Here is a 13,581-nt window from a genome sequence, read left to right as displayed (position 1 = left end):
ACCTCGGTGGTGCGGGTCGTGGCGCGCGCGGCGGTGGCGCATGCGGCGACGGCCGGTACGCGACCCCCGCGCTGGTGAGGCATGGCCGCGGGGCCGTAGAGCCGTCACAGCACTGCGGAGGCCGAAACCCCGGCGGCCCCCTGGCCGGTCCAGGTGAAGGGGAGCCGAGGCGGTCGTGGCGCCGGCACGGTCGGGCGGCCTGCCGTGCCTCCGTGGGAGAGGAACTCCTCCCGGTAGCGACCGCACTCCCGATGCCACGTCAGGATGCCCGCCATCCAGTTCTCGAGCTCCTTCACGAACCCGCCGAGGACCGCGCGCTCGCTCTCCCCCAGCTCGAAGTCGTCGTACAGCACGGGTAGTTCGTGCGCTGCGACGTGCTGGAACTGGCGCAGGCGGCCGTTCATCAGATCGTGGAGGATGGCGACGGCGGTCGGGTAGTCGCAGCCGAAGAAGTTCTGCACGACCAGGACGCCGTTGTGGACGTCGCCCTCGAATTCGATCTCCTTCTGGTACGAGAAGAGGTCGTTGAGCAGCGCGGCATAGTCCACGGCGGCGTTCACCAGGGAGCACAGGGGGCCGCTGCCGTAGATCTCGGGCGGGATCTGGTTGCCGTGGGAGATCCGGGCCAGGCTCATCGTCATGTCGGCGCCGAAGGTGGCCCGCCGCATCTCGATGTAGTCGACCGGGTCGGGGATGCGGTGCTGCACCTGGTTGGCGAGCTCCCAGTGGAAGCCTTCGAGCATGGTCTCGACGGACTCGCGGAACAGGGTGCGCGCGTCCGGTGCCATCGGTCCGGCGGTCCGCGTCCACAGATCGGCGAGGCCCCGCTCGATGGCGTTCGCCGGCACGCCGCCGTTCGTCATGTCGAGCGGCATCAGGTTCTTCAGCCGCTCGGTGCAGACCCGTGCCCCGACGAGGTCGCGTGCACCCCCGTAGACGCCCGTGTACAGGTCGTCGGCATACGTGCCCCAGGCCAGCCAGGACGAGCCGATGTCGAGGTCGTCGGGCGTGGCGTCCGGATGGAGCCCTGCTGCGCACAGTGCGAAGTCGAAGCGGCGCAGGTCCTGTTCGTCCCAGAGCCCTTCGCCCAGCATGCCCATACTGCGCGCCCAGTCCACGAGGTTCTCGCGGGCGCCCGGCAGGTGGGGGCTGAGGCTGGTGCGGTACGGCAGTTCCAGGTCGGGGACCAGGGAAGCCCCGACCCGCTGGTACGGGACGTGCGTGTAGCTGCGTACCCGGTTCGCGCCCGATACGGAGAGCAGTGCGCCGACACCGGCGGCCGACGTCCCAAGCCCCACGGGCGCCCCGAGCAGCGGACGCCCGCTCACAGCGCCCTCGTTCATATAGCGGCTGGAGCGCAGGTGCCACTCGTGCCCGCCGGACTGCCAGTCCTGCAGCCCCTTCACATACGCGGCGACGGCCGCGCACTCCTCCGGTGTGAGCCCCTTCTCGGCGCACAGTGCGGGCAGTTCGGTCAGTGCCGTCGTCTCGAACTGCTGCAGCCGTGAGGTGATCAGATCGTTGACGGTGTCCGCGGCCTCCTGGGTCGAGCAGCCGAGGAAGGTCTCCAGAACCAGAACGCCGTTGCTGAGCTCGCCCTCCTCCTCGATCTCCCGCTGGTAGGAGAACAGGTCGTTGCGCAGATGCACACCGTCCGAGAAGGCGTCGCACAGCACGCGTAGCGGCCGGGTGCCCGCGACCGGCGCGGGGATCTCGGCCGTCGCGTACTCCACAAGCCCTGACGACCACGGCGCCCCGCCCACCTTGCGGCGCATCTCGATGTACTCCACGGGGTTGGCGACGCGCCCCTCGTTGATGTTGGACAGCTCCCACAGTGATTCGTTGAGGAGGTTCTCGGTCGACTCGGCGAACCGTCTGCGCCACTCGACGGACATCGCGGGCACCGTGCGCGCCCAGAGATCGGCGAGGCCGGCCTCGACCGGGTTCTGCGGCTCGGGCACCGGCGTCGACAGGTTCATGGGCATGAACAGCGGCAGCCTGTCCAGGTACGCCTTGCCGCCCTCCCGGTCCTGGCTGCGTTTGAACGTCTCCAGGAAGTGGTCGTCGAAGAAGAAGACCCACACGTACCAGTCGGTGATCAGCGACAGCGCCGGGCCGTCGCAGTCCGGGTGGGTGTAGGCGCACAGGAGCGAGTAGTCGTGCGCGTCGAGGTCGCGCTCCTCCCAGATGCCGGATCCCTCCAGCATGGCCATCTCGCGGGCCCATTCCCTGGAGTGCGCACGCGCGTCGTCGACATGGGGGTTCAGCCGTGCGGGATACGGCATGTAGAACTGCGGAAGATCGAACGGCTGGCTCATGGCCGGGCATTACCCGTGCCCTCGGACGTACATCCACGTGGGCGCAGATGATCGCACCATCGCGTGAACGGGCGCGTGTGGGCAGGCCATTCGGGGAAGAGCAGGTCCCCCACGCCTGCCGCGCTGCCGGGCCACGGACCGGTGCACCAGGCCCGGTCGCGGAGGCGGTGCGGCACGCGCGGGAGCTCGTCGCCTGACCGGCACGCCCACCGGACGCGCCCCGACTGATCGGCGCGTACTGCGGACGCGCCACCTGGTCATGGCGGCGCGCCACCTGGTCAGCGCGCGCAGGAACCCTCGTGCTCGCCCCGCCCGTCGCTAAGACCGACCGGCCTCGTCCCGATGACGACGGTGGCGTACAGCTCCTCGGAGGTGGCGACCCTCGGGGTCAGCCCGCAGCGAGCGAAGACCTCTGACGCCGCCGGTTCCTGGCGTTCGGTCGTCTCGACCAGCAGATGGCCGCCCGGCGCGAGCCACAGCACCGCTTCCGCGGCCACCCGTCGCAGGACGTCGAGCCCGTCCGCGCCCCCGTCGAGCGCCACCCGCGCCTCATGGACACGGGCCTCGGCGGGCAGCAGCTCGATCTCGTCCGTGGGGACGTAGGGCATGTTGGCGAGCAGGATGTCGATGCGGCCCCGCAGGGCGGTCGGCAACGGCTCGTAGAGGTCACCCTCGTAGACACGGCCGCCGATGGCGGCGACGTTGCGGCGGGCGCACCGCACCGCTGCGGGGTCGATATCGGCCGCGTGCAGCTCGACCCGCCCCTGCGACGCGGCCACCGCGGCGCCTAGCGCCCCCGAGCCGCAGCCCAGATCGACGACGACGGCGCCTGGACGGACGCGGGCGGCCGCTTGGCGGACGAGGAACTCGGTACGGCGGCGGGGCACGAAGACGCCGGGGTCCAGGGCGATCCGCAGGCCGTGGAACTCGGCCCAGCCGACGACATGTTCGAGCGGAAGCCCGGCGACCCGCCGGTCCACCATGGCGGCGAGATCGTCGGGTGTCGGCGCTGCGGAGAGGAGCATGTGCGCCTCCTGCTCGGCGAAGACGCAGCCTGCGGCCCGAAGCCGCGTGACGACGGCGGAGAAGGAGGTGAAGGAGAGGGAGGCGGAGAAGGGGGGAAGGGACGGCGAAGCCGACATGAGAGCCTTTCGAGATGCCGAAGGGCGCTCTCGCGCTCGCCTATGCCTGAGCGACCGTACGACCACGAGGTGAGAGCACCCAGCCTGCTGCAGCGGTAATGGGTCTCACCTCCTCGGTCGTCTTCCGGTGCTGCTTCCTCCAGTGCTGGAGACGGCACACAGTACCCGAGCAGGAACCCAGGGAAGCAACCCCTTGAAGCAACCCCTTGCGGTCCACCTGCATCGGCGTAATGTTGATTACATGATTACAGCCGATCAGCGTGAGAAGCTACGCGGCTGGTTCGCCGGCCGCCTGCCGGAAGATCTTTTCGAGAGCCTGCTGGACGTGTCGGTGGACCGCGAGGAGATCACTGTCATCGGACGCATCCGCGAACCCCGGCTGGCCGGGGACGCCTCGGACGCCGAGCGGGAGGCGGCCGTCCAGGGCCGTATCCAGGAATTTCGCGAGCGCACCCGCGAGGACCGCGTCGCCGTGGCCCGCGAGGCCGAGCACCGCTTCCGCCGTAAGGTCTCGTGGGGTGTGGAGTGCGGTGGGGAGCGTGCCCTCTTCACCCATGTCGCCGCGCCGGTGATGACCCGTCTGCGGCAGCCTGAGCGCCAGGTCCTCGACACCTTGATCGCGGGCGGCGTGGCCCGCAGCCGCAGCGAGGCGCTCGCCTGGTGCGTACGCCTGGTCCAGCAGCACACGGACGACTGGCTCACGGAGCTGCGCGAATCCCTGGAACACGTCCAGCGCGTGCGCGCCCAGGGACCGGACGCTCAGTCGCAGGAAGGCCAGGACTCCGGTCCGGCGGAGGGGAACTCCGGCACGACGTGACGGCTCGGTGACGGGGTCATGAACCGGCGTCCCAGGACGGCTGGTGAGAGAGGTGGTGGCGTGCGGGAACCGCGAGGAGCGCCGGTAAGCTGAGGGCCGCTGCGGCTCCCCCGACTCCCTGTGCGGGCGAAGTGCGTTCCGTGGCCGTCCAGTTGGCTGCTGTCCGGAACGAGGTTGGTGCGCACGTGCTGGTAGCGGATCGATACCGGTTGCACTCCCCCATCGGCCGGGGCGGCATGGGCGAGGTGTGGCGGGCCACCGACGAGGTGCTCGGCCGGCCCGTCGCCGTGAAGCTGCTGCTGAGCCAGGAGTCGGACCCGTCGGCCACGGCCCGCTTCCGGCTGGAGGCGCAGACCTCGGCACGGCTGAGCCATCCGCACGTGGTGGGCGTCTTCGACTTCGGTGCCTGGGACGGGCGTTTCTACCTCGTCATGGAGCTCGTGGAGGGCGGCAGCCTCGCGCAGGAGACCTCGGGTGGGGCCCGCCTCGTACCGGAGCGGGTCGCCGCCATCGCCGAGCAGGCCGCGGCGGGGCTGGCCGCGGCGCACCGCGAGGGCGTGGTGCACCGGGACATCAAGCCCGGCAATCTGCTGCTCGCCGCCGACGGCACGGTGAAACTGGGCGACTTCGGCATCGCCCGGTTCCTCGACGATCCGGCGGCCGCGCTCACCAGCACCGGGCAGATCGTGGGCACCGGCCTCTATCTGGCCCCCGAGCGCGCCCTCGGGCAGCAGGCGGGCCCGGCCTCCGACGTCTACTCACTGGGCTGCGTCCTGTACCAACTGCTCGCCGGGCAGCCTCCGTTCGTGGCGGACACCGCCACCGCGCTGCTCTACCAGCACGTCGACGCCCCGCCGGTGCCGCCGGGCCGGCTGGGGGTGGCCGTTCCGCCAGCCTTCGAGAACTATCTGCTGGGGCTGCTCGCCAAGCGGCCCGAGGAACGGCCGTCGGCGCAGCAGGTTGCGGACTGGTTCCGGGCGGACGCGTGGCGGGGGCGGCCGGAGCCGCTGCCTGCGGCGACGCCGACGCATGCGGCACCCACGCACACGGCGACGCCCCTGTCCGGGGTGACGCCGACGTCTGGCGCGGCGCCCACGCACGCGGGCACGCCTGCGTCCGGGGTCACGACCCCGTATGCGCCCGGTGCCGGTGCCGGCCCTGCGCGCGGCGGGCACACCGCCTCGTACGGCTCACCCACCACTGGGGGCCGGTCTCATGCGCGGCAGCGTCCCCCGGTGCAGAGGGGCAGCGGTCTGCGTGCGCTGGCGGGGAGGCAGCCGCGAGTGACGGGCCTTGTCGCGGGCCTCGCGCTCTTCATCGCGTGCCTGCTGATCGGCATGGCCTGGTTCGCGCCCGACGGCAGCTCCGGGGAGCGGCCGACGGCCGACCCGGGGGCCACGACGGACGCCGGTACGAGCTCCGGAGACGCCGGTACGGGTTCCGTGGCTCCCAGTCCGGCGGCCTCCGCCCCCGGGGCCTCCACCCCGGCGGCTACGGAACCGGTCGGCGGTCAGGCGTCGGAGTCGGCCTCGCCGGTCGTCCCCAGCGTGTCGCCCACGGCGGTCGAGACGCAGAAGGGGCATCGCGGGGACCAGGACGAGGAAGAGGACGACTGAGGCGAGGCACTTGGCGCCGCGGGCCGCTACCCGTTCGGGGGGATCCGGCGGTCCGACCAGCGGGGAGGGTTCCCAGCAACCCGTACGGACATCACTGCCCGCCGCGCCCGGAGGCCCACGCCATGCACGACAGCACCCTCCGTCTTTCCGGCCGGCGCCTGCGCGGGCTGCTCGCGCAGCCCAACGTGCTGTTCGGAGGTGTCTACGGGGCCGTGCTGGCGAGTTCCCTCGTCGCCGCCCTCGCCCAGTACGGAGAGATGTCACGTGCCGGCGCATGGCTGCTGTTCACCGCGTGCGCCTCGGCCCTGGCCCACGGCTACGCCCACATCATCGCCCTGCGCGGTGAGCATGCCGTCCATCTAGGCGCCCGGGCCTCGCTGGGCGTGCTCGCGGAGGAGTGGCCCCTGTTGGTGGTCACGCTGCCCACAGTGCTGATGCTCTTCGGCGCAGGCCACGGCTGGTGGGAGTCCGAGGGCATCGAGTACATCGCGTTCGGGTTCAACATCCTGCTGCTCTTCGGCTGGGGCCTGTTCACCATGCGCGCCGCAGGACGGACTTGGCTCTCGTCCCTGGGGGTCGCCTGCGTCGACGCACTGCTCGGCGTGATCGTCGTGATCGCCAACGCGCTCATCAAATAGTCGCCCGGCTCACGTGCCAGGGGCCGGCCGACGCACGTTCCGCGCCGGCCGGCCCCTGGCCCGATTCGGTGGACGGTTGGGGCAGCGATCAGAAGGTGAGCTTCCAGCTGTTGATCCGGCCCGTGTCCTGGGCCGCGACGTCCTGGACACGCAGCTTCCACGTGCCGTTGGCGGTCTCGCTGGAGGCGTTGACGGTGTATGTGGTGGCGACGTTGTCCGCGGAGTCCGAGCCGCTGGAGGACTTCAGACGGTACGTCGAGCCGTCCGGGGCGACCAGGTCGATCACCAGGTCACCGCGGTAGGTGTGGGTGATGTCCACGCCGACCTGCAGGGCCGAGGGGGCGTTGCCGGTGCGGCCGCTGACCGTGATCGGGGACTCGACCGCCGAGCCGGCGTCCGGGATGGAGACGGCCGTGGTGCTCGTGTAGGTGGTGCCGCCGGATCCGCCGGAGCCGCTCACGGCCTGGACGGTCTTGGTCGCGTCCGCGAGGCCCGCGCCGCAGCCGCCCGAGCAGGTGCCGGGCAGGGCACGGGCGTTGGTCTTGATCGCCGACTCGATCTGGGCCGGGGTCAGTGAGGAGCTGGCGGACTTCATCAGCGCGGCGAGGCCGGCGATGTGCGGGGCGGCCATGCTGGTGCCCTGGTAGTACTCGTAGCTCTCGGTGGACGGGCCCTGCGCACCGCTGTTCAGCGTGGACAGGATGCCGTTGGCGGTGCCGGTGCTGGTCTGGCCGCCGGGGGCCGCTATGTCGACGACCGAGCCGTAGTTGGAGTACGAGGCCTTGGAACCGCTGCGGTTGGTGGCGGCGACGCTGATGACGTTGCTGCAGCTCGCCGGCGAGTAGTTGGCCGCGTTCGCGTTGCTGTTGCCCGCCGCGACGACGACCGTCGTGCCTCGGCCCACGGCGGCGTTGATGGCGCTCTGCGTCGCGGAGGTGCAGGAACCGCTGCCGCCCAGGCTCATGTTGATGACCTTGGCGACGTTGCTGTTGGCCGGGACGCCCGAGACCGTACCGCCCGAGGCCCAGGTGATGGCGTCGATGATGTCGGAGTCGTAGCCGCCGCACTTGCCGAGGACGCGCAGCGGGGAGATCTTCGCGTTGTACGCGATGCCCGCGACGCCCTTGCTGTTGTTGGTGACGGCGGCGATGGTGCCCGCGACGTGCGTGCCGTGCCAGGACGAGTCGCTGGAGCCGGTGCCCGTGCCGCACTCGTCGGTCGCGTACCAGTCGCCCGGGTCGGCGGGGTTGCTGTCGCGCCCGTTGCCGTCGACGGACACGGCGGTGTCCGAGATGAAGTCGTAGCCGGCCACGATGTTGGCGGCCAGGTCGGAGTGCGTCACGTAGCCGGTGTCGATGACGGCGACCGTGACGCCGCTGCCCGTGGCGGTGGACCAGGCGCCCGGCACGCGCATGCCCGCGGTGGCCTCGAACAGGTCCCACTGCTTGCTGTACTCGGTGTCGTTCGGGTCGGCGAGCGGCTTGTTGAGCCGGTCCGGCACGACGTAGGCGACCTGCGGGTCCTCCTGGTACTCGGCGACGACGTCGGCGACCTCGGCCGTGGAGAGCTTCTCACCCAGGTCGACCAGCGCGGCCCCGGTGCCGAGGCGGCGCTGGAAGTCCAGGTCCTCGCCGGCCTCGCGGCCCTTGGCCTCGGCGTCGGCGGAGGCCGCGGAGTTCGACTTGGCCTCGGCGGCGGTCGACTTGTAGCCGACGATGAGCCGTTCGGCGGGAACGAGGCTGGAGGCGGCCGGGGCGGCGGCCTCTGCGGCGGGTGTCCCGGCGGCGGCCGGGCCGGCCAGTACGACGGCGGTGGCGGTACCGGAGAGGAGAGTCGCGGAGATCGCGGCGACGGATATCAGCTTCCGTCTCGGAGCACGCAAAACACGTGGAGTGAGCAAGGGATCGCCTTTCGTGGCCGGCTCCGGGCAGCGCGGAGCGGCGGTCGATTCGCCTCGTCGTCGAAGCGGAGGGGGGTCACATCGAGTAGGCGCGAAGGCCGGCCAGGCGCGAGCGACCGTAAGGGGTTACCTGTGGGTCAGCTGTGACCGAACGATAAACAAGGCGCGGGCAGGCCGGATACAGGGGAAACCCTCGATCCTGGCGCGGGAACTCCCTTTGCAGGACCGAGGGTTGGAAAGAAACGTGCCGCTTTATCAGCTTTGATGCGGGTTCGGTTGATACGGGTTCACGGAGAACACGGTGACGGGAGGCGAGCTACCTCAGCCCTCGTCAGGAGTCAGCCGCAGGGAGATCGAGTTGATGCAGTACCGCTGGTCCGTCGGCGTCGCGTAGCCCTCGCCCTCGAAGACGTGGCCGAGGTGCGAGCCGCAGCGGGCGCACCGCACCTCCGTGCGCACCATCCCGTGCGACCGGTCCTCGATCAGCTCGACCGCGTCGGTGTCCTTCGGGTCGAAGAAGGACGGCCAGCCGCAGTGCGACTCGAACTTCGTGTCCGAGGTGAAGAGCTCGGCGCCGCAGGCGCGGCACGAGTAGACGCCCTTGGTCTTGGTGTCCGTGTACTCACCCGTGAAAGCGGGCTCCGTGCCGGCCTGGCGCAGCACCGCGTACTCCGCCGGGTTCAGCTCCGCCCGCCACTGCTCGTCCGGCTTTTCGACGTCGTACGCCATGTTGCTCAGCCCCTCACTCCGGCTACTTCGGCAGCTGGTCCAGACCCAGTTTTTCCAGGATGTGCGGGCCGAGCTCCGTCACGTCGCCCGCGCCCATGGTGAGAACAAGATCACCCGGCTTGGCCATTCCCGCGACGACCTCGGCGGCCGCGGCCTTGTCGTGCACGGCCTGGACGTCCGCGCCGGCCGCCTGGGCAGCGTCGATGATCAGGGCGCTGGTGACGCCCGGGATCGGGTCCTCGCGGGCCGGGTAGATGTCGAGGACCACGGAGGCGTCGGCGAGGGCCAGCGCCTCGCCCATCTCCGTGCCGAGCTCCTGGGTGCGGGAGAAGAGGTGGGGCTGGAAGAGGACCAGGATGCGGGAGTCCCCGGCGGCGGCGCGCATCGCCTCCAGGTCGGCGGTCATCTCGGTGGGGTGGTGGGCGTAGGAGTCGATGACCTGCACGCCCGCCGCCTCGCCCTTGAGCTGGAGGCGGCGCTTCACGCCCGTGTAGGAGCCGAGGGCGGGGGCGAGGTCCGCCGCCGGGATGCCGAGCGCCACGCCCGCGGCCAGGGCCGCGACCGCGTTGTGCGCGTAGTGGCGGCCGGGGACCGAGACCGTGAAGGTCAGTTCGGCGCCGTCGAGCAGGACCGTGACATCGCTCTTCAGGCCCTGGGCGACGACGGAGAGGACGCGGACGTCGGCGTCGTCGGACTCGCCGTACGTCACCACCTTGACGCGGTCCCCGAGCCGTCGGGTCAGCTCGCGCGCGCCCTCTTGGTCCGCGGAGATGACCAGCGTCCCGCCGGGCACGATCTTTCCGGCGAACGTCTCGAAGGACTCGTAGATCTCGTCCATGGACGCGTAGTTGGCGTGGTGGTCCAGCTCCACGTTCAGCACGATCGCGACCTCGGGCGCGTACTTGTGGAAGCTGCGGTCGCTCTCGTCCGCCTCGGCCACGAAGATCTCGCCGGTGCCGTGCTGGGCGTTCGAGCCGGGTGCGTCCAGGTCGCCGCCGATCGCGTACGACGGGTTCAGACCGAGGGAGGTGAGGGACACCGCCAGCATCGACGTCGTCGTGGTCTTGCCGTGCGTACCGGCGACCGCGATCGGACGGAGGCCGTCCATCAGCGAGGCCAGGGCGTCCGAGCGGTGGACGACCGGGATGCCGAGCTCGGCGGCGCGGGCCAGCTCCGGATTGTCGGCACGGATCGCGGACGAGACGACGACGCAGGTGGCGTCGTCGGCGAGGTGCGCGGCGTCATGGCCGATGTGCACGGTGGCGCCGAGCGCGCGCAGCGCGTCCGCGGTCGCGGACTCCTTCGCGTCACTGCCCGCGACCTTGGAGCCGCGCTGGGTGAGGATCTTCGCGATTCCCGACATTCCGGCGCCGCCGATGCCGATGAAATGCGGTCGGTCCATGGCGGTGGGAAGGCCGGGTGCCATGCGTGTGTCTCCCAGGTGACGAGTGGTACGGCTGGTTCGGGCAAGTTATACGGCTGGGGCCGCGGCCGGCGAAACGACGCCGGAGCGGGTCCCCAGCCTATGCCTTGCGGATGCGGTGCCGTGCCCTCGGCCGGCCGAGTCGGGCGCCCCACGCTCTGCGGCCGGCTCGTACCGCCAACCCGCCCCCACCAACCCTCACGCCTTCTTGTGCGAGAACAGTTTCAGGACCGGTACCCCCACCTTGTGCCGTGCCCGCGACGCCCAGTCGCGGTGGAAGAACTCCTCCACGTAGTGGGGGTCGGTCAGCACGATGACCTCGTCGGCGTCCGTCTCCTCGACCAGCGTCTTGAGCGCGTCGAGCGGGTGGTCCTCGACGAGCCGCCCCTCCGCGGTGCAGCCCGATGCGCGCAGGGCGGCGAGGGAGACCTCGAGGGCCTGCCGGCCGACGGCGGCCGCGTCCTTGCCCTCGGGCGTCTCGTGCTCGCGGACGGCCTCGTCGATCTCGCCCATCGCGATGTCGTCGATCGCGCGCAGCAGGCGGTCGGCCTGCTCACCGCGCGGCTGCAGCAGCACGTGGAAGGAAGCGCCCTCGTCGCCGTGCAAGGTGGTGATGAACTCCACGTCGGCGGATGTCAGGGCCTTCTCGATCATCAATACGCTCGTGAACACGACAGGAGCCCTCTCTCCATGGGCCGCGAAGTGCCCCTTCGGAAACCAGCCCGCCCCGTCTCTGCACGGGGTATCCAAGATTCAGTTTGCCTGGCGAAGACGGAGCGGAACGACTGATTCCGCTGTGTGTCACTTACGACGGTAGCGAGCGAAGAGGAACCCAGTGTCCTCCAAGAGCGAGGACAGGGCGAATCGTTTCAGCACATCCGTCTCGGGGCCTCCGACGATGCGCTGCGCCGCTCCCGAGGCCACCATCGGAGAGAGCGTCAGACACAGCTCGTCCAGGGCGTCCGCGGCCACGAACTGGCCGAGCAGGCGCGGCCCGCCCTCGGTCAGCAGCCGCCTCAGACCGCGGTCGGCCAGCGCCCGTACGATCCGGGCCGGCTCCGCGCCCGCTCCCTCGCCGGCGATCACCACCTCGACGCCCGCCGCCTCCGCGGCCCGGAGGCGGGTGAGGGGCGCAGCCGCACCCGTCACCAGGAGGGTGGGGACGAGCGGCTCGGTGAAGAGGGGCAGGGAGAAGTCCAGCTCGAGGCTGGCGCTGACGACCGCGATGGCCGGCGCCGGGCCCTGTCCGGCCGCGGCCCGGCGCGCGGCGAAGGCCTCACGCGCGCGTGCGGGGCGATAACCCTCCAGACGGACGGTCTCCGCGCCCACGACCACGGCGTCCGCGAGCCCGCGCAGCGTGCCGAAGATACGCATGTCGGTCTCGCACGAGATGGGCTGCGAGCGGCCCTCGTGCTGGGCCGCGCCATCGAGCGTCGACACCATGTTGGCGCGCAGCCACACGTCCCGGTTCCCCGGATATGCATACGCCTCGGCGAGTTCCTCCAGCCCCCACTCGCGGTCGGCGGACTGCGCAAAACCCGCACGATCCTCCGTGGAACTCGTACGGTCTACTGTTTCGTCGGTCACAGGGAACAGGCGTCGCATGTCGATCAGTCTTCCACGGCGCCTAAAGTGGGGAAGCGTGTCGTCCTCCACAGCCGCCCGCGGGCACAGCCCGATAACCGAAGCGGCCCCGCAGTCCCTGTGCGCCCGCGAACCCCACGTCCCCGCGGACCGGCTCGTCGCCGAGATGGTGCCGCCGCCGCGCTTCGACTCCGTGCGCTTCGATACGTACATTCCGGACCCGAACCAGCCCAGCCAGAGCGAGGCGGTGCAGGTCCTGAGCGGCTTCGCGGCCGGGCTCGGCGGGGCGCACGCCTCCGGGAGCGGCCGGCGGAGGTGGTTCGGCGGGCGGGCGAAGCCCGCGGTGCCGGCCGGTCCGCGCGGCGTGTATCTCGACGGCGGGTACGGCGTCGGCAAGACGCATCTGCTGGCCTCGCTCTGGCATGCCGCTCCGGCCGCGCGCGAGCAGAAGGCGTTCGGCACGTTCGTGGAGCTGACCAATCTCGTCGGTGCGCTCGGCTTCCAGCAGACCGTGCAGACGCTGAGCGGCCACAGCCTGCTGTGCATCGACGAGTTCGAGCTCGACGACCCGGGTGACACCGTGCTGGTGTCCACGCTGCTCGGCAAGCTGGTCGACGCGGGCGTGGCGCTCGCCGCGACGTCGAACACGCTGCCCGGCAAGCTCGGCGAGGGCCGGTTCGCCGCCGCCGACTTCCTCCGCGAGATACAGGGCCTGTCCGCGCACTTCCGGCCTCTGCGGATCGACGGCGAGGACTACCGCCACCGCGGCCTTCCCGAAGCGCCCGCGCCGTTCTCGGACGACCAGGTGACGCGGGCCGCGTATGCCACGCCTGACGCCTCGCTGGACGACTTCCCGCATCTGCTGGACCACCTCGCGCGCGTACACCCCAGCCGGTACGGCGCGCTGACGGACGGCCTGAAGGCGGTCTGCCTGACGGATGTGCAGCCGGTTCCGGACCAGTCGACGGCGCTGCGCCTCGTCGTACTCGCCGACCGGCTGTACGACCGTGAAGTCCCGGTGCTGGCCTCCGGCCTGCCCTTCGACCAGCTCTTCAGCGAGGAGATGCTGCGCGGCGGCTACCGGAAGAAGTACTTCCGGGCGATCTCGCGTCTGACCGCGCTGGCGAGGGACGCGAAGGGGCTGGTCGGCGAGTAGCCGGGGCGCGGCCGGACGCCGCCGACCGCGGCCACGCGAGGCCGCGTATCGGCGGGCGGGGCCGCCGCGAGGCGTGGCCTGCCGGGCGGGCCGCCGCCTGGCGCGGTCGGCCGGGCGGGCCGCCGCCACGGCACTGTGGTGCGCGTGGGGGCGCAGCCCGGCGCCGTCGGGTTCCTCCCCCGGCTGACGCTGGGAGGTGCCCCCAGTGCCCACCCTCCCCCACTGCCTTAAGGGCATGGGGGCACCCCCATGCCCCAG

At 71.2% G+C, this 13,581-nt stretch carries 11 protein-coding genes; 4 read left to right on the top strand and 7 right to left on the bottom strand.

Annotated elements, in window-relative coordinates; translation table 11 throughout:
• Positions 1 to 104 precede the first annotated feature (104 nt).
• Positions 105 to 2,318 carry a terpene synthase family protein gene (locus ACSMXV_RS32010; protein ID WP_473174620.1) on the bottom strand — a complete coding sequence of 738 codons (2,214 nt, stop codon included), beginning with the start codon at positions 2,316 to 2,318 and terminating at the stop codon, positions 105 to 107.
• Between the two features lie 278 nt (positions 2,319 to 2,596).
• Positions 2,597 to 3,460 carry a putative protein N(5)-glutamine methyltransferase gene (locus tag ACSMXV_RS32005; protein WP_473174619.1) on the bottom strand — a complete coding sequence of 288 codons (864 nt, stop codon included), beginning with the start codon at positions 3,458 to 3,460 and terminating at the stop codon, positions 2,597 to 2,599.
• A gap of 241 nt (positions 3,461 to 3,701) precedes the next feature.
• On the opposite strand from ACSMXV_RS32005, the gene ACSMXV_RS32000 reads away from it, so the two are divergent.
• From ACSMXV_RS32000 to ACSMXV_RS31990, 3 genes are all read left to right on the top strand, one after another.
• Positions 3,702 to 4,277 carry a hypothetical protein gene (locus ACSMXV_RS32000; protein ID WP_473174618.1) on the top strand — a complete coding sequence of 192 codons (576 nt, stop codon included), beginning with the start codon at positions 3,702 to 3,704 and terminating at the stop codon, positions 4,275 to 4,277.
• A gap of 209 nt (positions 4,278 to 4,486) precedes the next feature.
• Positions 4,487 to 5,893, top strand: coding sequence for a serine/threonine-protein kinase (locus tag ACSMXV_RS31995; protein WP_473174617.1), 1,407 nt, complete (start codon positions 4,487 to 4,489; stop codon positions 5,891 to 5,893).
• Positions 5,894 to 6,015: 122 nt separating this feature from the next.
• A complete protein-coding gene (locus tag ACSMXV_RS31990; RefSeq protein WP_473174616.1) occupies positions 6,016 to 6,531 on the top strand; it encodes a hypothetical protein in 516 nt (171 codons plus the stop codon).
• A gap of 88 nt (positions 6,532 to 6,619) precedes the next feature.
• On the opposite strand, the gene ACSMXV_RS31985 is transcribed toward ACSMXV_RS31990, so the two are convergent.
• The 5 genes from ACSMXV_RS31985 to ACSMXV_RS31965 form a co-directional block, all read right to left on the bottom strand.
• A complete protein-coding gene (locus ACSMXV_RS31985) occupies positions 6,620 to 8,413 on the bottom strand; it encodes a S8 family peptidase (protein ID WP_473174615.1) in 1,794 nt (597 codons plus the stop codon).
• Positions 8,414 to 8,752: 339 nt separating this feature from the next.
• Entirely contained in the window at positions 8,753 to 9,160 is a 408-nt protein-coding gene (msrB, locus tag ACSMXV_RS31980) for a peptide-methionine (R)-S-oxide reductase MsrB (protein WP_473174614.1), read from the bottom strand.
• 22 nt (positions 9,161 to 9,182) lie between these two features.
• Complete coding sequence (murC, locus tag ACSMXV_RS31975; RefSeq protein WP_473174613.1) at positions 9,183 to 10,586, bottom strand: UDP-N-acetylmuramate--L-alanine ligase; 1,404 nt, start codon at positions 10,584 to 10,586, stop codon at positions 9,183 to 9,185.
• Between the two features lie 195 nt (positions 10,587 to 10,781).
• The gene (locus ACSMXV_RS31970; protein WP_181863520.1) at positions 10,782 to 11,255 is read right to left on the bottom strand and encodes an indole-3-glycerol phosphate synthase; all 474 of its coding nucleotides are present in this window, start codon (positions 11,253 to 11,255) and stop codon (positions 10,782 to 10,784) included.
• A gap of 129 nt (positions 11,256 to 11,384) precedes the next feature.
• Positions 11,385 to 12,188: a pyrimidine reductase family protein gene (locus tag ACSMXV_RS31965; protein ID WP_473174612.1), complete on the bottom strand. Its 804-nt coding sequence runs from the start codon at positions 12,186 to 12,188 to the stop codon at positions 11,385 to 11,387.
• Between the two features lie 37 nt (positions 12,189 to 12,225).
• Between ACSMXV_RS31965 and zapE the strand changes: the two genes are divergently transcribed.
• On the top strand, positions 12,226 to 13,323 hold the full coding sequence (gene zapE / locus ACSMXV_RS31960) for a cell division protein ZapE (protein ID WP_473174611.1): 1,098 nt from the start codon (positions 12,226 to 12,228) through the stop codon (positions 13,321 to 13,323).
• Positions 13,324 to 13,581: the final 258 nt, after the last annotated feature.

This window comes from Streptomyces sp. DSM 42067 (genome assembly GCF_055792885.1).
The sequence above is the reverse complement of the archived record's forward strand: the minus strand, read 5'-3'. Positions and strand labels throughout refer to the sequence as shown.